This window comes from Zhongshania aquimaris (assembly GCF_019312595.1).
Classification (GTDB): Bacteria; Pseudomonadota; Gammaproteobacteria; order Pseudomonadales; family Spongiibacteraceae; genus Spongiibacter; species Spongiibacter aquimaris.
The window spans coordinates 16,605-36,889 of sequence record NZ_JAHWDQ010000004.1; the positions used below are offsets into that span (position 1 = coordinate 16,605).

The following is a 20,285-nucleotide window of genomic DNA, read 5'->3' on the forward strand; positions in this document are numbered from 1 at the left end:
GGATAGTAGAACACAATAAATTTAAAATGGAGACTGCGGTCATGACCACTTCAACGCCTTATGCAGGCCACTATCCCGTTTCTGCCAACGCAAAAATTGCAGCGTACATAGACCGTGAAACTCATACCTCGCTATATCAACAATCCCTCGACAGTCCAGAAGAGTTCTGGGCGGAACAAGCAAAGCGCCTAGACTGGGTCATCTCACCAAACACCATTAAGAATTGCAGCTTTGCAAAACACAATCTGTCCATTCGCTGGTTTGAAGACGGCCAACTGAATGCCAGTGTGAATTGCTTAGATCGTCATTTAGTTCAGCAGGCCGATCAATTGGCGATGATTTGGGAGCCCGACAGCGAGACCGATCCCGTTCGCAAATACACTTATCGGGAACTACACGCAGAAGTCAGCAAACTCGCCAACGGCCTAAAAAGCTTAGGCGTGGCGAAAGGGGATGTGGTAACGCTCTATATGCCCATGATTCCAGAAGCGACCATCGCAATGTTGGCCTGCGCGCGAATTGGGGCTGTACATTCCGTCGTTTTCGGTGGCTTCTCACCCGAAGCGCTGTCTGGCCGTATACAAGACGGCCAGTCGAAATTAGTCATTACCGCCGACGCCGGAAATCGCGGTGGCCGACAAGTCAGCCTAAAACAAAATGTCGATGACGCCATTGCGCTCTGCCCCGCGTCACTAGTCGAAAAAGTCTTGGTGGTTAACCACTGTGGCGACAAGATTAACTGGCAGGAATCTCGAGACGTTGACTACCACGCGCTCGTAAATGATCAGGCTAGCGACTGCGCGCCAGAGATCATGAACGCGGAAGATCCGCTGTTCATCCTTTACACCTCAGGCTCAACAGGTAAACCCAAGGGCGCGGTCCATACCACTGGCGGCTATTTGGTTTACACCTCACTCAGTCACCAGCTAGTTTTTGATTACAAACCCGGTGAAATATATTGGTGTATGGCCGACATCGGCTGGATCACCGGCCACAGCTACGCCGTGTATGGCCCGCTAAGTAACGGCGCCACTATAGTCATGTACGAAGGCATTCCCAACTTCCCGGACGCGGGTCGATTGGCCCGGATTATCGACAAACATCAAGTCAATATTCTCTATACCGCGCCCACAGTTATACGGGCACTCATGGCGCACAGCACCGAGGCCTTGGCCAATACTGACCGCAGCTCGCTGCGTTTGCTAGGCACAGCAGGCGAACCCATCAACCCCGAAGCATGGACGTGGTTTTACGAACAATTTGGCCGCAGCCAATGCCCAATATTAGATACTTGGTGGCAAACAGAAACCGGCGGTGTGATGATCACCCCTCTGCCCGGTGCTATCGGTCTAAAACCCGGTTCGGCAACCCTACCGTTCTTTGGCGTACATGCCGCACTAGTCGATAACGAAGGCCAGCTTTTATCTGGCGAAGCGGAAGGTAACCTCGTGATTTGCGATAGCTGGCCGGGACAAATGCGCACGATTTTCGGCGACCACCAGCGCTTTATCGAAACCTACTTCTCGACCTTTGAAGGCTACTATTTCAGTAGTGACGGCGCTCGTCGCGACGAAGACGGCTATTACTGGATTACTGGGCGAGTCGATGACGTACTTAATGTATCTGGTCATCGCTTGGGAACCGCTGAGCTCGAAAGCGCCCTCGCCGCCCATCCTTTAGTTGCCGAGGCCGCCGTTGTGGGCTACCCGCACACCATCAAGGGCGAAGGCATATACGCCTATATAACCCTGACCGACAAAAGCGCCGAGAGCGAAACGCTGCGCAATGAATTAAAGCAGTGGTTACGCAAAGAAATTGGCCCAATTGCAGTCGCGGACATCATCCAGTGGACCGACGATTTGCCAAAAACCCGTTCCGGAAAAATCATGCGCCGCATACTGCGCAAAATTGCCGCTGACGATACCGAAAACCTTGGTGATTTATCGACTCTTGCCGATCCCGCCGTTGTTGCGAAACTGATCGAAAACCACAAGTTGAGCAATACAAATATCGCTTGAACCCAATACCGGAGGTCGAACTATAATTGTTGGTACGCCCATCTATTAATGGATGCTTGACGAGAGACACAAACCTGAATCTTTATCTCAGTGTTTTCTATCTCCCGTTTAGCATCTTGCACGCCAGGGTGCGAGTACCATTCAATTCAATATCAAGAACTCGAAATTAACAGTCATACCCTGCACCAACGGGTCTTTTTCTATACACTGTAGCCAAAATACACTAATAAAAAGGGCCTCAGATGGACTCACAGCGATTTATTATTGCCGACGACCATCCCTTGTTTCGAACTGCACTTAAAACAAGCCTCGATCAGAGCTTTACAAACTGTGTGGTTGACGAAGCAGAGTCTCTTAAAGATTTGCAAAGCCTTCTCGCATCCGCGCCAGATTGCGATCTCATCCTACTCGATTTGCATATGCCCGACGCCCAGGGTTTTAGTAGTTTGATACATCTGCAAGCCCAGCATCCAGACATTCCAGTAATTATTATCTCCGGCAGCGAAAGCCCTGAAGTGATGTGCCGTGCCATCGAGCACGGCGCAGCTGGATTTCTACCAAAAAGCAGTCCGGCAAGCACCATAACAATTGCAATCAATGCGGTACTCGACGGCGCGCGATGGCTACCCGAGGGAGTGCGCTATCAAATAGGACAAGACAGCAAAGAGCAAAAAATAGCCAAAGACATCGCCAGCCTAACGCCCCAACAATTTCGCGTGGTAACTCTGTTAGTGCAAGGCCTGCTAAACAAACAAATCGCCTACGAACTCAATGTTAGCGAAGCGACGGTTAAAGCCCATATCACCGAAATCTTTCGAAAGCTCGGCGTGCACTCCCGCACCCAAGCCGCACTGCTGTTTTCCCAGCTAGAGGTAAACCCACCCCAGCTTTGATTGGTTTTATCCGCGCAATACCAATTGCCGCATCAGGCCCCGCAATGCCGCTGGCTTTACGGGTTTGGCTAAGAATCGATAGCCCGCACCTTCTACCTGACCACGCACCTCTGCGCTGTTATCTGCGCTAATCACCACCGCCGGCAACTGAGTATGCCAGCGGTAATTTAAGGCTTGCAGTACCTCCAGCCCCGTTTCGCCGTTATCTAAGTGAAAATCAGCAAGTACAATATCCGGCGCAGAGTCCAATCGCCACTGCCCTAAAACCTCGCCAAGGTTTGCGCCAGTAAACACTCGGCATCCCCACTGACTAAGTAACGCCTGCATACCTGCACGAATACCGAGCTCATTATCTATGCACAAAACGCTTATCCCGGCCAGTTCAGATTGTAAGCTAGGAGCTTGTTGTTCAACTCGACTCGCAACGACATGTCCTGCTGGCACTTGAATTGCGAACACACTGCCGCGCCCCTCTTCTGACCGAAGTGTTATCTCATGGCCGAGTATTCCGCTGATTCGCTGAACTATCGACAAACCCAAACCCAAGCCCTTTTCGGAGTCGTTGTTAACACTGCTGTGGGCGCGCTCGAACTCGTCGAACACCCGCTGTTGGTCTCGCGGGGAAATACCGGGGCCGGTGTCCCAAACTTGAATCAGAATATTATCAGCTCGACGTCGGCAGGCCAGTAAAACACCGCCTGTTCGAGTGTAACGCAGGGCATTAGAAAGGAAGTTTTGTATCACCCGTCGCAATAACTGCTGATCGCTATACACCCAAAAATCGCCGGGGCGAACCGTCAAGTTAAGGGCATTTTGTTCCGCAAGTAGAGCACACTCTCGCGTCAAGGGCTCTAGTAAATCTGCTAGACAGAAGTCTCGGCGATCGAGCTGAATATTCCCCGAGTCCAAACGAGCAATTTCTCGCAAGGAGGTAATCAAATTTTCCGCACTACTTAACGAGGCATCAATATGTCCAACCTCGGCGGCAAAATCACTGCCTTGGGTGCGATGCGAAAGTGCGGCGGTAAATAAACGTGCCGCGCTTATTGGTTGTAACAAGTCATGACTGGCCGCCGCCAAAAATCGACTTTTACTAGCGTAAACGGTATTTAGCTCACGCTCGATTTTTGCCCGTGCCTGGTTCTCAGTCGCCAGTGATGCATTCGCCGCTTCCAGCGCCGAGGTCCGCTCAATAACGCGCCGCTCCAACTGGTTTTTCACGCCATCTAATTCATTGAACATACGCCGGTATTCGCTGATATCGGTATAGGTAGTCACGTAGCCGCCCCGCGCCACTGGCGTACCACAAATTTCGACAACCAAGCCATTAGGTAGCGACCGCTCTATACGGTAGGGTTTTCCGCCGCTTAATAAAGCCAGACGGCGCGCAATAGCCCCGTCCACGTCAGTATCCGCATTTTGCAAATATCCTCGCTCTGCATTGAACTGGTAGACCTTGGCAATAGGACAACCGATATACAACAGCCGCTCGGGAAAACCAAATAACTCGATATAGCGGCTGTTCCACGCCACCAGATCCAAATTGGCATCTACAACACTCACACCCTGAGGTATGGTCTCTAAGGTGATTTGCAATAAATCCTGACCAAACTGCAACTGCTTAGATGTGTCGCCGATCAACAGCACAAACTCATCAAGCTGCAATGGCTTTTTGCGCTGTAGTAAATCTAAAGTGCGATGCGCTGAAACCGCACCGACAATAGCAGCCAATGCCGCTTCTACATCCTTTACAACAAATCGTGGCACTCTATCGTTAGCCAGTAAGCGCTGACCAATCCTTTGTTCGAAACGCTGCCAGAGTTGCCTACTTCTATCTGCGCCCAAGAGTGGCGTCAACATTCTCTGCAACTGCCAGCTTTCAATCTTGGTGAGTTCAAAATCGGCTTTTTGATATCCCCTCACTAAACGCAGCTGGGTAAAGGCGCGCGCTTGGCGTAATTCAATCGCCTTAAACCGACTCATTGCAGACACCAACACTAAGCTCGCACAATTCAGCAATAGACTCCAAAACACCCCATGGCTTAAGGGATCTGGAAATTGAAAACCGAGCAGTGCCTCTGGCTGCAACCACAACAAGCCAAACGGACCATCGCTGAGCAAGGGATGCCCAGGGCCCAGCAAAGCAGGTAGTAATAGGCAGTAAAACCAAATTGCACCACCAGCAAACAGGCCGGCAATAACGCCACGAGAGTGCGCTCTAGGCCAATACAAGGCCGCGATAATTGATGGCATTAATTGCGCAGCCGCAGCAAAAGACAGCAAGCCCAGAGACGCCAAACCACCGCGACCACTTAACTGCTGCTCCAATAACCAGGCGGCCAGCAGTAACGCCGCTATCGCGCCACGTCTGACCTGCTGCAACCAGCGGGCATTAATACTGTGAGCACGATTAAAAAACTGCCAGAGTGGCACCATCCACTCGTTGCAGACCATCACCGACAAGGTCACACAGGCAACAATAACCATACCGGTAGCCGCCGATAAACCACCGAGCAAAGCCACTACCGCTAAGGTATTACTGCCAGCCGCCATAGGTGCAGACACCACCAACATATCTGGACTAAGTGGCGCGCCACTCCCGAGAAGGGACTGCCCCAAAATCGCAACTGGTGCAATAAGCGCACAGAACAACGCTAGGTAGATTGGAAATATCCAACGCGCGGCGCGCATATCTCGACGGCTGTGATTCTCTACCACCATAACGTGAAACTGCCGAGGCAGGCAGACTATCGCGGCCGCTGCCAAGACAAGCTGAGTAATGAAATTGACCGGGGCAGGCAAATTCGCCAGTTTCCCGTATTCGATTTCAAGCCCATTACTCCCCGCACTAAACAAAATACTTAGCGCAAACACGCCCACCGCCACAAACGCGGTCAACTTTACAAGGGATTCCACCGCAATTGCCGCCATTAAGCCACGATGACGATGTCGTTTATCAACCACCCGGGTGCCAAAGGCTACCGTAAAGACAACTAAAATTAGCGCTGCTATGAAACTAGTGCTGCTATGACTTGTAGCCAAGTTTGGTTGCCACATATGCTGCGCGGTCAACCACGCCTGTGTAACAGCTTTTAATTGCAAAGCAATATAAGGAAGACTGCCAGCGACGGCGATCAAGGTGACCAATGCTGCAAGGAATTGATGCTTCCCATAGCGAGAACCAATAAAATCCGCTATTGAAGTCACTCGGTTACGCGTGCTCACAACCGATAAGCGACGGATAAACGGCCACGCCAATACAAACAAAAGAATAGGGCCAAGGTAAATTGGAACGAAAGACCAGCCGTCGTTAACGGCCTGACCAATAGCCCCAAAAAACGTCCAAGAACTGCAATAAACAGCCAGCGATAGGCTGTAAACTAAGGCGCGCACGACCGGCGGCCGCTGGGTATGCCGATCGGCCCACCAAGCTATTAGAAATAAACACGCGACGTATATAAACGCCAACAATACCAGCCACTGACTTTCCAACTCTTAGCCTCATCACGCCTGTCTTTGGCAATCATCTTGCGAATGCTTACAGTCTAGCGCAGCGCGAGCACATCGCTACTCGACAATAGTCTACATTGCAGCGGTCACTATGGTCTCTGTCACCATTTAAAGTCGCCCTTGGGCAGATTTACGGTATTAAGACTTTCCCTTGGCGCCAGCGATGCGTAACATTCGCACTCCAGAAATCAGGCTGCCTCAGCACTGAACTTAGTCAATACATCGAGCTATACTCATACCCTATGTCTACTATTTTTATCGCCGGCCAACGCTGGATCAGCAACCCAGAACCCGACCTGGGCTTGGGTATTATTCTTGAAGCCGAAAACCGTCGTGTGGTCATTGCCTTTCCGGCAGCAGAAGAAGAGCGCACTTACGCCGCTGCAGCCGCACCGCTATCGAGAGTACTATTTCAAGTTGGCGATAATATCGATGTCCCCAACCAGGGCCCGCTGATAGTAAAAGAGCAGCAAGAACACAATGGCTGCATCGTCTACTTTGCTGAAGACGAAAACGGTGACGTGCACCCGGTGCCTGAGCAAATCCTGAGCGCCAATATCAAGCTCAGCAATGCCAAAGAGCGTCTATTGGCCGGTCAAGTAGAACACCACCGCCGCTTCGCACTAAGAGCCGCAACCCTAGAACAGCAAAACACCAGCCAAGCCGCTAGCACCCGCGGTTTGTTGGGGCCGAGAGTTCAGTTACTACCCCACCAAATGTATATCGCCGCAGAAGTGGCAAGTCGGCCCTCACCCCGCGTGTTGCTTGCCGACGAGGTGGGACTAGGCAAAACCATTGAAGCCGGTTTAATCATTCATCAACTGCTACTACTTGAGCGCGCAAAACGTGTACTGATCGTGGTACCAGACAGTTTAGTTCACCAGTGGCTGGTAGAAATGCTGCGCCGCTTCAATCTCAAATTCAGTATTTTTAACGAGGCGCGCTGCCGCCAAATAGACGAATACGAAGACGAGCCGAGCAGTATTTTCTTTGACGAAGAAGAATCGAAAGAAAACGAAGAAAATCCCTTTGAAGATGCACAGCTCGTCATCTGCCCACTCAGCTGGATAAGCAGCCACGATCGCCGTCAGCAGCAATTATGCGACGCCGGCTGGGATATGCTAGTGGTAGACGAAGCTCATCATCTGCACTGGCACGAAGACGGCAGCAGCTCTGCCGAATACAAACTGGTCGAGCGTCTAAGCGCAGAAATTGCCTCGGTACTGTTATTAACCGCCACGCCAGAAAATGCTGGCATAGACGGCCATTTTGCTCGTCTTCGCCTACTCGATCCGGCCCGCTACCCGGATTTGGCCGCCTTCCTTGAAGAGCAAAGTCACTACGAAGACATCAGTGAACTCATTCAAGGCCTGAGTGACTCACCGGAGACCTCGCTTGGTGATACCGAGTTTTGTCTGCGTTTAGAGACCTTATTAGGTAAAGACGCATTCTGTGCGCTAGGAAAAAGCCCTAGCGTTGAACAGCTCGACAAAACCATCCGCGATCTACTCGACCGTTTCGGGACAGGCCGCATGCTGTTCCGCAACACCCGCGCCTCAGTTGGCGGCTTCCCCCAGCGAGTATTACACGCCCACCCGCTTGATGTACCGGCGGGGTACGAGCAAGCTTGCACAACAGCTAGCTTGGAAGAGTCGCTGCACCCAGAGCAATTGCTCGGCGCTGCGTGGTTAAAAGCAGACACCCGAGTCGCGTGGGTAGAGAAGTTCTTATTGCAAAACCCAGACGAGAAAGTCTTGCTCATTGCCGCGGACGCAAACGCGGCCCGAGACCTGGAACTCCATCTGCGGCTGCGTCGCGGCATTGCAAGCGCAGTTTTCCACGAAGAACTCAGCCTGATCGAGCGCGATCGCGCGGCGGCTTATTTTGCTGACCCAGAGGACGGCGCCCAACTATTAATTTGCTCAGAGATTGGCAGCGAAGGTCGCAACTTCCAGTTTTCGCAGCACCTGATTTTATTTGACTTGCCTTTAAATCCAGACCTACTAGAGCAGCGCATTGGTCGTCTTGATCGCATCGGCCAGCTCGGCGATGTCAATTTACACGTGCCCTACTACAAAGGCAGCGCGCAAGAAAAATTACTGCACTGGTATCGCGACGCGGTCAGTATTTTCAAACAGCCCTGCACCGTCGGCAATGCCTTGATGCTGGAGTTTGGCGACGAGCTCCGCACAGCACTGGTCAATGACAGCGCGAGCGAGATCAATACCGTTATCGAACGCGCCGCCGATAAAGCCATAGTAATGCAGGAAAATTTGCGCAAAGGCCGCAACCGCCTGCTAGAACTAAACTCGTGCCAACCAAAGCGCGCCGCAGAATTAATTACCTCACTAGAAACAGAACAACGCAGTGACGCACTAGCGGAGTATGTTGAAATGCTCGCTGAACAGTTTGGTCTAGACCACGAAGATCATAGCGACAACGCCATTATATTACGGCCCGGCGATCACATGATCACCGAAGCATTCCCGCATTTGCCGGAGGACGGTATTACCGGCACCTTTGATCGCGACCGCGCACTCAGTCGCGAAGACATGGCTTACTTCAGCTGGGAACACCCGCTAATCACTAGCGGAATGGATATGGTGATGTCCAGCGACTTCGGCAGCGCCAGCATTTGTACTATTGCGGTAAAAGCCCTCAAACCCGGCACACTATTACTTGAGTCATTTTTCAGCCCCGCGCTACAAGCACCGGCTTGGTTGCAGTTACAAAGCTATTTACCCGCGCAAAGTTTCCGCCTTGTAACTGACCAGCAAAATCGCAACCTGTCTAATGCGGTTGCGCATAGCAAATTGAATCAGATTGCCCAAGGCGTCAAAAAGACCTTAATGCCGGTACTGCTTCGCGAAGTGCGCGCCAGTATTACCGCCATGATTCCACACATAGAGAAACTTGCAGAAGAAACGAGTAAAGAATGGGTAGCCACCGCGACCCAAGCCTACCAACTGGATCGCAGCAACGAACGTGAGCGTTTGCAATCGTTAATGAGCCGCAACCCCCACGTAGATCCAAAGGAGTTGGCGACCTTCGACCACGAAACCGAACTCGGCTTAAGCGCGCTAACATCACTGCAATTAAATATGTCAGCACTGCGGCTGGCCATCGTTAGTCAATAATTTGCCCAGCAGAAAACTGGCCGGAGAAAAGCATGTATCTATTTTCTGTAAACGCCACGGCCAAGAAAACCCAGGGCGAATTCACCGAGGGCGAAAGCGCGCCATTTATTGTCTACATCGATTTTAAAGACATGTTCGGGGCAGAAAAGCTGGCTCAGCTTTTTGTCATGGCCGAGGGTTTCAAAGACGTTACCATCATCAAACGCAAGATGATCGACAATGCCCAAATACCTAAAAACCCAGCTTTTGCGAAAGATCCACAAATTACCGAAGCCTTAGCGAAGGGCTATTGCGTGCAGGCGTTTAGCGCACACTAATCGGACCTACAGGTACGCGGCGCAGCCAAAATTTACTGCCCTGATTTAAAAGCCTTAAGTAGCACCTTTTTAAATTGCTCAAAATCTTCAATATGCGGCAAATGCCCCAAACCCGGCAACTCAAACAAGCTGGCATTCGGAATTATTTTGGCAACTTTTTTGCCTAAACGATCATAGCGACCAAGCTCATAATCGACATTGCCCCGCATCCAGTTCCGCCCAGGCCCCGTTCGATCACGGCTACCTATAATCAAACTAACCGGCACAGATAAATCCTTGAACTCGGCCACCACGGGCTGGGTGAAAATCATATCGTAGGTTTTAGCATTGACCCAAGCCATTAAATCCTTATCCGGACCGTTAAGCTGGCCGATCATAAAGTCTGTTAGCGCCGCATATTGATCATTCCATTTGCCGTCGTAATAATTTTTACGCTGGTAGTTTTTAATGCCTTCTTCGGTCTTAGCAAGCTCACCCTTGTAAAAGAAATCTGTGTCCTTGTACTCCACATACTGCAAATAATTCTCCAATCCGATGGGGTTAAGTAAAACCAGCTGCTGCGTCACTTGTGGATACATTAAAGCAAAGCGGCTTGCCAACATCCCGCCCATGGAATGCCCAATCACAATCGATTTTTCAATTTCCAGAAAGCTCAACAATGAATGCGTCTGCTGAGCCATTGCCGCAAAGGAATATTGGTAGTTAACGGGTTTAGATGATTTACCAAAGCCAATCTGATCGGGGATAACAACGCCATAACCCATGCCCTGCAAAAATAGTGCTGTTTCGCTCCAGTAATCGGCATTAAAGTTTTTACCGTGCAATAGGGTTACAACCGGCTTATCTGCATCGCCTTTCAAATAGATAAAGGCCATCTTTAAGGATTGTTGTTGCGATTTAACAGCAAAGTAGTTCACTGTAAAATCATAATCATACGCACTCAGCTCAGCATCATAAACGAGGGTTGGCTTACTCTCTTCCGCTTGTGAAGTAGTTGCTTGCGTTAAAAAAATACACCAAATAAGACCAATCATCTTAAGTTTGAACATATAAACTCTCGATTTAAAAATACATAGAAATAATGTGGAGCGATAATACGCCGACGAATTCATTGCGCTCAATCAACTATCCTTGCCTTCCATTTTCGCCTTTAGGTCCGCAAAGGGATTAAAGGTGGCAGCTTTTACTTGTTTCTCAGATGTACTGCCATACCGCACCAAATTTTCATACTTTGTGTGCTCTTCATCGTGACAGTAAATACACAGTAATTCCCAATTACTGCCATCAGCGGGATTATTATCATGATTGTGATCTACGTGATGAACCGTCAACTCTGACAAATTCTTGCGCTCAAAATCCCGCGCACAGCGACCGCAGGTCCAGGGATATAATTTCAAGGCCCGCTCTCTATAACCCGTTGCGCGCTTCGCATTGTATTCTCGCTGCTCAGCGAGCACCTGATCGAGTGTTTTTTTCTGAATAGCCATTTACCCACCCATCGACGTTTAAATATAGCGCTACACGCACTACCGTACCGTCATCCGAACCTTGATGGGGGGGACACGGTTTTCCTAGACTTCGACTTACTTTACACCCAATTAAAGTCTATAAGTATTCGCTGACCTGAAATTGAGTTCTTACTGTAAAACACGGATGCATTCGCTACGCTCATCTGGATCCCCGATCGGGGTTGGGGCCGGGGCCGGGGATGACGGTGGTTTCGATCGATTCCCGATCGAGTCGGGGTCAAGGTTAAGGTCGGGGATACAATAAACCTGCTCAATCGTCCACGTGCCAATCCAGCAACTGCCACCACGCGAAAAATATCTCGACTCAATCTCCCGCTAAGACTATATTTTTGAAAATTATAATTTCAATCATGCAGGCAGAGAGCTTTTCTATGAAAACACGGTGCTTTAGCTTCTTTTCCATTTTCTGCCTTTCGCTTATGAGCGAAGCCACTCTGGCAGCGCCCATTAGTCAGCTAGACCTGTTCGGTCAAGCCATACTCGCTCATCACAACGCTAAACGTGCCGCGCATAATGCGCCTGCGATGGTATGGGATACACAACTTGCCGCCGAAGCACAGGCTTGGACTGATAGCGCGGGAGACCGAATTAATCCTGTTATCCATGACACGAATCGTGGACTCGTCGGCGAAAACCTTTTTTTCAGAACCGGAAGTTCTACCAGTATCGATCAGCTTACAGCTCAAGCTGTCGCGGCATGGTACGCTGAGCTTGAACGATATGACTTTGCCAACCCTGAAAGCAATGTAGCAAATGACATCGGCCACTTTTCACAAGTAGTCTGGGACACCTCCACACAATTGGGCTGCGGTGCGTCAGTTTTTAGCCAATCACACCTATCTGACTCTAGCGGCATGATCTTCCTTGTATGCCGATATCGGCAACCTGGCAACTTTATTGGTCAATTCGAACAACACGTATTTCCTGTGGTAAACCAGGTTGCCGCCGTGCCGTCATTCAGCACACAAATAATTACTGCGCCTGCCGCAAGCCCCGCCCCTACTTCTACCCCTACCAACTCGGATCTTACAACAAGTAGCAGCGATACTTCTGGGCTAATAACGAGCAGTTCGAGTTCAAACATTACTACTAGTACTAGCACTCCGACCAGCAGCACAAAAGATTTCAATGTCGCCTCTACACAAATTATTGCCCCCGGCACTAACTTGAATAAAGGCCAAAAATTTTATTCACCTAACAAAAAATACTTTGTTGTATTTCAGAGTGACGGCAACTTAGCGGTATTCACCGCTTCGGGTAAACGCGTCAGCGGATTGGAATCAATTAAGGGGCTGGATTACAAGCAAATCCTTCTCATTACTCTGCCCGCTGATGGCAACCTGACATTCCTCGACAAGTACAAAAAGCCGGTTTTCAAGGCTTCGTCCTTCGCTAAAATTGCAGCAAAAAGCCGGCTAGTACTTTCTGATGACGGCCAAGTTTTACTGATGAGCAGTAGCAATCAAGTCATACTAAAACTATAAATTTTGGAAACAAAAAAGGCGCCCAATAGGCGCCTTATCACTTCGCTAAACAAAGCTTACAAACTCAGTACTTTTTCGCCGCGAGCAATGCCAGAAACACCGCTGCGAACCACTTCCATAATCGCCGCTTCGCCAACTGCCTCTAGAAATGAATCTAGCTTGTCAGCCGCGCCAGTGACCTGAATGGTGTACACGCTAGGGCCAACGTCTACGATTTGACCGCGAAAGATATCGGTGCAGCGTTTGATTTCAGCCCTTTGCGCACCGGTAGCACGCACTTTAACCAACATCAGTTCGCGCTCGATATGCGAGCCCTCTGACAGATCAACCAGCTTCACTACATCGATCAAGCGATTGAGATGCTTGGTGATTTGCTCAATTTTGTGATCATCGCCAATTGTCGTCAGGGTCAAACGCGACAGGGTTGGATCTTCTGTAGGTGCCACGTTGAGTGTCTCGATGTTGTATCCGCGCTGTGAAAACAGTCCGACAACACGCGACAAAGCACCCGGCTCATTTTCCATCAATACCGAAATAATATGTCGCATTATGTACGCTCCGTCTTGCTCAACCACATATCGCGCATCGATCCGTTAGGCGCTATATGCATAGGGTAAACATGCTCGTGCGGATCAACGTGAATATCCATAAATACCAAGTCATTTTTACGGGCAAAGGCTTCTTTCATTGCCTCTTCCAAATCACTTAACTGAGTCACTTTAATGCCAACATGACCATAGGCTTCGGTCAGTTTGACAAAATCTGGCAGTGAATTTTCGTAAACGCTTTCTGAATAACGGCCTTCATACTGCATGTCTTGCCACTGCTTAACCATGCCGAGATAGCCGTTGTACAAGCTGATAATTTTGACCGGAATATTGTACTGGGCGCAGGTAGACAGCTCCTGAATATTCATCTGGATACTGCCTTCGCCGGTGACGCAGGCAACATCCGCATCCGGGAATGCCAACTTGGCCCCCATCGCGGCTGGCAAACCAAAGCCCATGGTGCCAAGACCACCGGAGTTTAACCAACGGCGCGGCTCATCAAACTTGTAGTACTGGGCAGCAAACATTTGATGCTGGCCAACGTCAGAACTCACATAGGCTTTGCCGTGGGTTACTTTGCACAGAGTTTCAATAACCTGTTGCGGCTTGATATATGGCGTAGAGATGTCATAGCGTGGCTTAACCCACAAGCCATGCGCATCGCGCCATTCATCAATTTGGCTCCACCAATGTTTGAGTGACGAGGCATCTGGCAAACTGCTGTCGGCCTGGCGCATTTCGCGAATTACCGCTAACAAATCTGTCAGCACAGAATCCACCGGCCCAACAATCGGTACATCAGCAGCAATTGTTTTAGAAATGGCGGCAGGATCGATGTCGATATGAACAATTTTTGCACCTGGGCAGAACTTGCTGCAGGTGTTGGTCACACGGTCATCGAAACGCGCGCCCACCGCTAAAATCACATCGCTGTGATGCATGGCGTTGTTGGCTTCATAAAAACCATGCATACCTAACATACCCAGAAACTGCCGATCACTGGCAGGGTAGGCCCCCAAGCCCATCAGGGTGTGCGTTACCGGAAAATTCAGCTCGCGCGCCAAAACCCGCAATTGCTCAGAGGCATTACCCTGAACCACGCCGCCACCGGCATAAATAACTGGGCGCTTAGCGCCAAGCAGCAAGCTTGCCGCTTTCTTAATTTGTCCAGAGTGACCACGCGCCGCTGGTGTGTAAGAGCGCAACTTCACCTTTTTAGGGTAGTTGTACTCATACTTGTCATGGGGGTTGGTTAGGTCTTTTGGCAAATCGATAACCACCGGACCAGGACGACCGCTAGACGCGATATAAAACGCCTTTTTAATAATCTCAGGGATATCTTCGGTGCGAGAAACCTGGAAGCTGTGCTTTACGATGGGACGAGAAATACCCAGCATATCGGTTTCCTGGAAGGCGTCTTCACCAATCAGATGGCTCATGACCTGGCCTGACAAAACGACCATTGGAATTGAATCCATGTACGCGGTCGCAATACCGGTAATGGCATTGGTTGCGCCGGGACCAGAGGTGACCAAGACCACGCCAGGTTTACCCGTCGCCCGCGCATAACCATCGGCAGCGTGAGTAGCTGCCTGCTCATGGCGGACTAAAATATGGGGTACTTTGCAGCTCTTAAACAAAGCATCGTATATATGCAGTACTGCACCACCGGGATAGCCGAAGATGAATTCAACACCCTCGTCTTCCATGGCACGCGCGATCATTTCGCCGCCAGATAACAACTCCACTGAAATATCCTCGATTCAGTTTGAATACGCAAAAATCTTGTTAATAGCATCGCCGAGGCAAATCCTCAGCAAAAGGTATGAAACAAGAACAAAGATGTCGAAACACATTACCACCGGTTCTCAGCCGACACGGCTGATTTCCGGGCGAAACGCCAAAATGCTGCCAAGCAGCGTTTATATGCATCGCGGGATAACGCGGTGCGGGCAATCTCGCAACACAGGTCATGTGTCTGCAGAGTGAATGGAACTACTCGTAGGTAGCAGTACGACACGATGAGCCATACTCTGTATTTAGGCCGCAGGTAAGCGGCGCGGATAACAGCCATTTGCTATCAAAAAGATAGACCGCGTATTTTTTAACCTATGGCCTTCTATGTCAATACCAAACAAAGACTTAATTCAGGTGATTTGCCGATAGCCTAGGAAATAACTAACACTTAGCCTTGTTTTGAACGCGGTTTTTCCACGCCGCAATTTATCTGCCATAATCTAAGTAACGATACGTCACGGTTATTATTAATTATGAAAACTACGGCCCTCACAATTGCACTTTGCGCTGGCTTATTGGCTACCCATTTTTCTGCCTACGCCGACAAAACCGGCTATTACCGCTGGGCTGACGATGACGGCAAGCAGCATTTCACCCAACAACCACCACTGGGTCGCAAATACTTCTTTGTAGAAACCCGTGGCGGCGCAACCATGCAGAGCGAGGAATACGGTGACGAGGCAAGTGAGACCGACAGCGATTCGGTAGCAGACGCTAATAGCAATAACGATGCACCAGTGAAAATGGAAATCATCCCCCCCAAGGATCCAGAGCTGTGCGAAAAAGCCAAGGGAAATATGCAGTCATTAAAGGCCAATGGCGCAAGGATACGCATTACCAATGCCGACGGTAGCAGCCGGATGCTTAATGCCGAAGAAATTAAAGAACAGGAGTATCGAGCGCAGCAGGTCATTAACCAAAACTGCGGTTGATGACTTAATTAGATTCGCTGCAATGCCATATACAAACCGCTGGCGGCCAAAGCGATAGCCGCCAGTGGAAATGCCTTTTTCTGATACCAAGGATGGAAGCTATACCGATACAGAAGTGGCAACACTATAATCACCAAGGCCAACTGCGCCAGCTCAATACCCACATTAAAGCTGCCAAGCGCCAGTAATTTTAAGGGGCTTGCGGCAAGTAAGTCTGACAGCACTCCCGCAAAACCAAAGCCATGAATCAGTCCAACCCCCATTGCCAGCCCCCTCTGAAAACGAACATCGACATCCAGCAAAGCCAACACCGCCGCCAAGCTAATTGAAAGCGCAATCGCTATCTCAACGGGTTGCGAGGGCAAGCTAAACCAACCCAAACTGGCCGCAATCAGGGTAAAGCTATGGGCAAGGGTAAACATCGTAACGATTACAGCAACGTCCGTGAACACGGCGCGCAAAGATTGCGTAGCTCCCCCTGCGTGCTTGCGACGTGTTGCCGGCAAGAGCAGCGCTAGTAAAAACAGCATATGGTCATAGCCAAGCAGTAAATGAATAACCCCCTGCCATATAAAGACCTCTGCGGTGTCCAATGCCGAGATTGCCTCCCCCAACGCAAGCGAAGGGGAAGCTGGTGACAAAACACTGATCTGCTTTTCACCACTGAGATCGCTTACTATCAAGGCGCGATGGAGGGGATCAATATCAAATAACAGAGAATAGTCCAGTTTCACGCCCGGCTTCGACAAGCATTCTGAGGCGAGCTGCCAAACAGCGTAATTGCCGTCACTGTGCTCACTAATACCCTCCAGACTAATGAGTAAGGCACAGGGCTCAGTGTTCTGACTCAGTGAAATTTGCCGACGCAATAGTTCTGAAAACTCAGCCTCGACGGCCCGCAACTCCCCCCAGCTAACGGCAGCATCGGCATTAGCATCCAGAGTCTGAATACGCGCCATATCCTGTACGGCAATATCCAAGCGGATATGCTCGGCAGTAATATACATAAAGCTATCACTGGCTTTATGAGCCAAAGCGGGCAGCGCAAAAACAACCATCACTAGGGCTGTGACAAGACTGGAGATTGAACGCCTCATAATGGTTCTGCTCCGCCGCGACTGGCGGCACGAGCGCGGGCAAGAATGACCTCATCCGGCCACTCCCGCTGATGAGCCCAATTCTCTTCAGCCATGACCAAAGCAGCTTGCGCATCCTGCTCGATATCTAATAGGAACTGCGCGTAAGCGCGCTTGTGTAAAATCTCGCCGCGCCACAGCGCTTCGGCAAAACGCGTTCTTAGCATGGCGATTAACTGTTCGCCCTCGCCAAGCTGCTTTTGCGCAATTGCAGCACTGACCGCCAAGGCGTCAACCGCCAAGTAATCCTTACTTACGGCAATGACGTCTTGATAATTGGCCAGCCTTAACTGCTCACCCGCCAAGCGCGCTCGGGTATATAAATCATCTGGTTGAAGCTGCAGTGCTAACTGCCAAATTGCCACGCTATCATGACGACCAGCGCGCTCCGCGATATCCGCCAAGGTTCCGGTTGCCCACGCCAAGGCCTGACGATCAGCCAACAAACCCGATTTCGCCATCGCTAACTTCAAATCGTGATAGGCCTTTTCAGCATCTCCTGTAGCAGCGTGCAGTTGCTGACTACAACTCGCCGCATACAAGCTGTTTTCATAATTCTTTAAGGCAGTGCAGGCTTTCTCTGCATCTTGGTATTCGCCGGAGACGAAGCTGATGGAAAAATGCATCATCAAGGATTCGAGACTGTCACCACCTTGCTGAGAAAGAGTACTTAAATCGGCTAGAGCTTCGTCAAATAAATGCAGGCTCTGCTTGAGAGATGCGCGATAAAAATAGAATTGACCACTGCGATCACTATCGGGAATAGCGGCTAGTTCGCGTTCAACATCGCCTAAATAGCGGGGATTTGCAGTGCGCCTAAATTGAATTAAAGCACGCTTCGCTGCATCGAGATGCTCCTGCGGACTACTCGCAGAGAGTGAACTCACCACGGTCGAAGACGCATTAAGATTCAGTATTATGGTGCTGTCGTCACTGGGACGATGAATTGCCGGGCCGTCAACTGATCCTGCAAACACAGGCCCAGACAACATTGATATGACAAACCACGTTGCAGCGCCAAAAAAAATAACGCGACGATGAAACCATCGCCGCGCTATTCCCTGAGCCAAACTATGGCCAGTGGGATTACAAACTATCGACATCAATCGGGTCGAAACTGTCTGTAATATTTTTGTCGTTCACTGATACAGGCTCGCCATTCTCGCCCTGCAAAGCCACAGATGCGATTAGCTGCTCGCCGCTTATTGGCGCATTCGCGCCAGCGCCTTTTCCGTCGTACTTGCTGTCACTGTTACACGCGACCAGACCAAGACCCAAGCACACAAACAGGCTACATTTAATGATGGTTTTCATAAGCGCCTCCTTATCTGTTAGCTGTGGCCACACCAGGAATCGGTGTGTTTAGGTATGGGAATACCGTTAGGTAATCTGTAGTTGAAGGCAAGGCACCGTCATTCACCACTGCGCCAGGATTAGCGACAGCTGGCGAAGCACCACTAAGATCACAGGTTTGCAGACCGTTCACACCTAACAACGCACCCTCGGCAACCGTCAAAGCGATATCCACAACATCGTCAGTCACCCGACGACCATTTGGAAAGCCCGCTAAATCGCAGCCCAGGAAGCCAAGGTCACTATAGCCCACAGCACCAGGCACAACTGGAGCAATGGCTACGTTCATACGTAACATTTCGCCGGGAGTCGTCAAATTCGCAGGGGCAGTAAACTTAAAGTTTGCAGGCGTGTCATTCGGACCGGTTGTAACACCCGTTACAAAGGCAGCCAATAAATCTGCACGACCACCTTCTGGTTTTGGCGCTGGCACACCGAACAATACTTCAATTAATGTCGGCAAAGTCGGAAACAAGACATAGGCACCAAAATTTTCCACATCATCCTTCGGCTCACTGGCATTGAATTTGTCTTTATCAGTGATACCAATGACAACCTCGTTTACCAAGGGGCTGCCCAGACGCGAAACCTGTGTCCACGCACCAAGCTCGACTGACGGACCTTTACCCGATGCAGTATCAGTTGGGCCAGTAGGTGATGGGTTGAGCACACGGCCTTGACGCTTACTCGCAGTCGTCCACGCGCCGATTACGGTATCGCTGCCGCTTGTTAAGCAGTCGGACGCCACTTCCAGCGCTAAAGAGGTTACGTTCTTATCAGCAATGGTATTACTGCGAGAGTCACGCGCACCCAGCGGATTGAGGTTAACTTGGTCGAAAATTTCGCCGAGGTTTACCACAAAGCCTTCTTGACGTTGACCTACAAACAAACGCCCCGGGGTGGAACAACCCGGTATGGTCACATCGTAAATAAACTGATTGGCGTAGGTTTCGTAATCGGGGATCGTTAAAGCACCGATATTATCGACGGGCTTGGTAAAGCTTGCATTGCTACCGCCCGCTTCGCTTATAACACTGCTACTGCCGGTGCGACGGTCACCACTCACCACATTGACCGTGTAAGTTTCCACCACGTTAAGTAGACCAGTCATACCGCCAACTGCACTGGCAGGCGCGACTGCGGCCAAGGGCACTTGTACATCACTGCCTGCGCCGGTATCAATACCGCCATCGCGGATTAATCCAGTCGCATTGGCTTGGCCGTAGGCGTTATTGAATTTAAATTGGAAGGTGAGGTCTTCAACGGCATCACCGTCGTTATCGATATGAATCTCGTAAAGCGCAGTGGGATCCATGGTGAAATAGTTGGGCCCGCCGTAAGAATCTTGTAGCGGTTGGTAGTTGGCGATCAAGGTCACAAAGTCGCCACGATCCGCTTCATAGCTGCGGAACATATAGAAATCGGTGCCATCAACCTTGGGCGATCCCGCAATAAACGGCGCCTCTCGGTGACTGGATGCTAGGGCAAATGAACTGATGATACTTGCGCTGAGTAATGACAGTGCGAAAACCTGCCGCCGTTTAGATATTTTCATTTTTACACCCCGGTTATTATGTATTGACCGCCATTTGTACGCGGCCCCACACAACACAGATCACTAAAATAAAAAT

At 50.2% G+C, this 20,285-nt stretch carries 15 protein-coding genes; 6 read left to right on the top strand and 9 right to left on the bottom strand.

Annotated features, from left to right (window positions below):
* The first annotated feature begins 41 nt into the window (after window positions 1–41).
* Window positions 42–2,018, top strand: coding sequence for an acetate--CoA ligase (gene acs, locus KXJ70_RS14545; protein WP_219044260.1), 1,977 nt, complete (start codon window positions 42–44; stop codon window positions 2,016–2,018).
* Between the two features lie 242 nt (window positions 2,019–2,260).
* A complete protein-coding gene (locus tag KXJ70_RS14550; protein WP_219044261.1) occupies window positions 2,261–2,911 on the top strand; it encodes a response regulator in 651 nt (216 codons plus the stop codon).
* Between the two features lie 6 nt (window positions 2,912–2,917).
* Here the strand turns inward: KXJ70_RS14550 and KXJ70_RS14555 are convergent, their stop codons facing one another.
* A complete protein-coding gene (locus KXJ70_RS14555) occupies window positions 2,918–6,403 on the bottom strand; it encodes a hybrid sensor histidine kinase/response regulator (RefSeq protein ID WP_219044262.1) in 3,486 nt (1,161 codons plus the stop codon).
* Window positions 6,404–6,663: 260 nt separating this feature from the next.
* On the opposite strand from KXJ70_RS14555, the gene rapA reads away from it, so the two are divergent.
* Window positions 6,664–9,558, top strand: coding sequence for an RNA polymerase-associated protein RapA (gene rapA, locus KXJ70_RS14560; RefSeq protein ID WP_219044263.1), 2,895 nt, complete (start codon window positions 6,664–6,666; stop codon window positions 9,556–9,558).
* Window positions 9,559–9,590: 32 nt separating this feature from the next.
* Complete coding sequence (locus tag KXJ70_RS14565; RefSeq protein ID WP_219044264.1) at window positions 9,591–9,875, top strand: hypothetical protein; 285 nt, start codon at window positions 9,591–9,593, stop codon at window positions 9,873–9,875.
* Between the two features lie 32 nt (window positions 9,876–9,907).
* Here KXJ70_RS14565 and KXJ70_RS14570 read toward each other — a convergent pair whose 3' ends face one another.
* Both KXJ70_RS14570 and KXJ70_RS14575 read right to left on the bottom strand, forming a co-directional pair.
* Complete coding sequence (locus KXJ70_RS14570; RefSeq protein ID WP_219044265.1) at window positions 9,908–10,924, bottom strand: alpha/beta fold hydrolase; 1,017 nt, start codon at window positions 10,922–10,924, stop codon at window positions 9,908–9,910.
* A 72-nt stretch (window positions 10,925–10,996) separates the two neighbouring features.
* On the bottom strand, window positions 10,997–11,362 hold the full coding sequence (locus KXJ70_RS14575; protein WP_219044266.1) for a YajD family HNH nuclease: 366 nt from the start codon (window positions 11,360–11,362) through the stop codon (window positions 10,997–10,999).
* 392 nt (window positions 11,363–11,754) lie between these two features.
* On the opposite strand from KXJ70_RS14575, the gene KXJ70_RS14580 reads away from it, so the two are divergent.
* Window positions 11,755–12,888: a CAP family protein gene (locus KXJ70_RS14580; RefSeq protein ID WP_219044267.1), complete on the top strand. Its 1,134-nt coding sequence runs from the start codon at window positions 11,755–11,757 to the stop codon at window positions 12,886–12,888.
* Window positions 12,889–12,944: 56 nt separating this feature from the next.
* Here KXJ70_RS14580 and ilvN read toward each other — a convergent pair whose 3' ends face one another.
* Window positions 12,945–13,436: an acetolactate synthase small subunit gene (gene ilvN / locus KXJ70_RS14585; protein WP_103683381.1), complete on the bottom strand. Its 492-nt coding sequence runs from the start codon at window positions 13,434–13,436 to the stop codon at window positions 12,945–12,947.
* Complete coding sequence (locus tag KXJ70_RS14590) at window positions 13,436–15,184, bottom strand: acetolactate synthase 3 large subunit (RefSeq protein ID WP_219044268.1); 1,749 nt, start codon at window positions 15,182–15,184, stop codon at window positions 13,436–13,438. Before KXJ70_RS14590 ends, ilvN begins: the two co-directional genes overlap by 1 nt.
* A gap of 522 nt (window positions 15,185–15,706) precedes the next feature.
* Here KXJ70_RS14590 and KXJ70_RS14595 point away from each other — a divergent pair.
* A complete protein-coding gene (locus KXJ70_RS14595) occupies window positions 15,707–16,165 on the top strand; it encodes a DUF4124 domain-containing protein (protein WP_219044269.1) in 459 nt (152 codons plus the stop codon).
* An 8-nt stretch (window positions 16,166–16,173) separates the two neighbouring features.
* Here the strand turns inward: KXJ70_RS14595 and KXJ70_RS14600 are convergent, their stop codons facing one another.
* The 4 genes from KXJ70_RS14600 to KXJ70_RS14615 are packed head-to-tail and all read right to left on the bottom strand — an operon-like array spanning window position 16,174 to window position 20,209.
* Entirely contained in the window at window positions 16,174–17,262 is a 1,089-nt protein-coding gene (locus tag KXJ70_RS14600) for a HupE/UreJ family protein (protein ID WP_219044270.1), read from the bottom strand.
* Window positions 17,259–18,404, bottom strand: a complete 1,146-nt coding sequence (locus KXJ70_RS14605; RefSeq protein WP_219044271.1) for a tetratricopeptide repeat protein — start codon at window positions 18,402–18,404, stop codon at window positions 17,259–17,261. Before KXJ70_RS14605 ends, KXJ70_RS14600 begins: the two co-directional genes overlap by 4 nt.
* Window positions 18,388–18,615 carry a hypothetical protein gene (locus tag KXJ70_RS14610; protein ID WP_219044272.1) on the bottom strand — a complete coding sequence of 76 codons (228 nt, stop codon included), beginning with the start codon at window positions 18,613–18,615 and terminating at the stop codon, window positions 18,388–18,390. Before KXJ70_RS14610 ends, KXJ70_RS14605 begins: the two co-directional genes overlap by 17 nt.
* 10 nt (window positions 18,616–18,625) lie before the next feature.
* The gene (locus KXJ70_RS14615) at window positions 18,626–20,209 is read right to left on the bottom strand and encodes a DUF4331 domain-containing protein (RefSeq protein ID WP_219044273.1); all 1,584 of its coding nucleotides are present in this window, start codon (window positions 20,207–20,209) and stop codon (window positions 18,626–18,628) included.
* Window positions 20,210–20,285: the final 76 nt, after the last annotated feature.

Excerpts from the sequence above, each read along its gene's own strand:
- acs (WP_219044260.1), top strand. The coding sequence starts at position 42 with ATGACCACTTCAACGCCTTATGCAGGCCACTATCCCGTTTCTGCCAAC.
- KXJ70_RS14550 (WP_219044261.1), top strand. The coding sequence starts at position 2,261 with ATGGACTCACAGCGATTTATTATTGCCGACGACCATCCCTTGTTTCGA.
- rapA (WP_219044263.1), top strand. The coding sequence starts at position 6,664 with ATGTCTACTATTTTTATCGCCGGCCAACGCTGGATCAGCAACCCAGAA.
- KXJ70_RS14565 (WP_219044264.1), top strand. The coding sequence starts at position 9,591 with ATGTATCTATTTTCTGTAAACGCCACGGCCAAGAAAACCCAGGGCGAA.
- KXJ70_RS14570 (WP_219044265.1), bottom strand. The coding sequence starts at position 10,924 with ATGTTCAAACTTAAGATGATTGGTCTTATTTGGTGTATTTTTTTAACG.
- KXJ70_RS14575 (WP_219044266.1), bottom strand. The coding sequence starts at position 11,362 with ATGGCTATTCAGAAAAAAACACTCGATCAGGTGCTCGCTGAGCAGCGA.
- KXJ70_RS14580 (WP_219044267.1), top strand. The coding sequence starts at position 11,755 with ATGCAGGCAGAGAGCTTTTCTATGAAAACACGGTGCTTTAGCTTCTTT.
- ilvN (WP_103683381.1), bottom strand. The coding sequence starts at position 13,436 with ATGCGACATATTATTTCGGTATTGATGGAAAATGAGCCGGGTGCTTTG.
- KXJ70_RS14595 (WP_219044269.1), top strand. The coding sequence starts at position 15,707 with ATGAAAACTACGGCCCTCACAATTGCACTTTGCGCTGGCTTATTGGCT.
- KXJ70_RS14600 (WP_219044270.1), bottom strand. The coding sequence starts at position 17,262 with ATGAGGCGTTCAATCTCCAGTCTTGTCACAGCCCTAGTGATGGTTGTT.
- KXJ70_RS14605 (WP_219044271.1), bottom strand. The coding sequence starts at position 18,404 with ATGTCGATAGTTTGTAATCCCACTGGCCATAGTTTGGCTCAGGGAATA.
- KXJ70_RS14610 (WP_219044272.1), bottom strand. The coding sequence starts at position 18,615 with ATGAAAACCATCATTAAATGTAGCCTGTTTGTGTGCTTGGGTCTTGGT.
- KXJ70_RS14615 (WP_219044273.1), bottom strand. The coding sequence starts at position 20,209 with ATGAAAATATCTAAACGGCGGCAGGTTTTCGCACTGTCATTACTCAGC.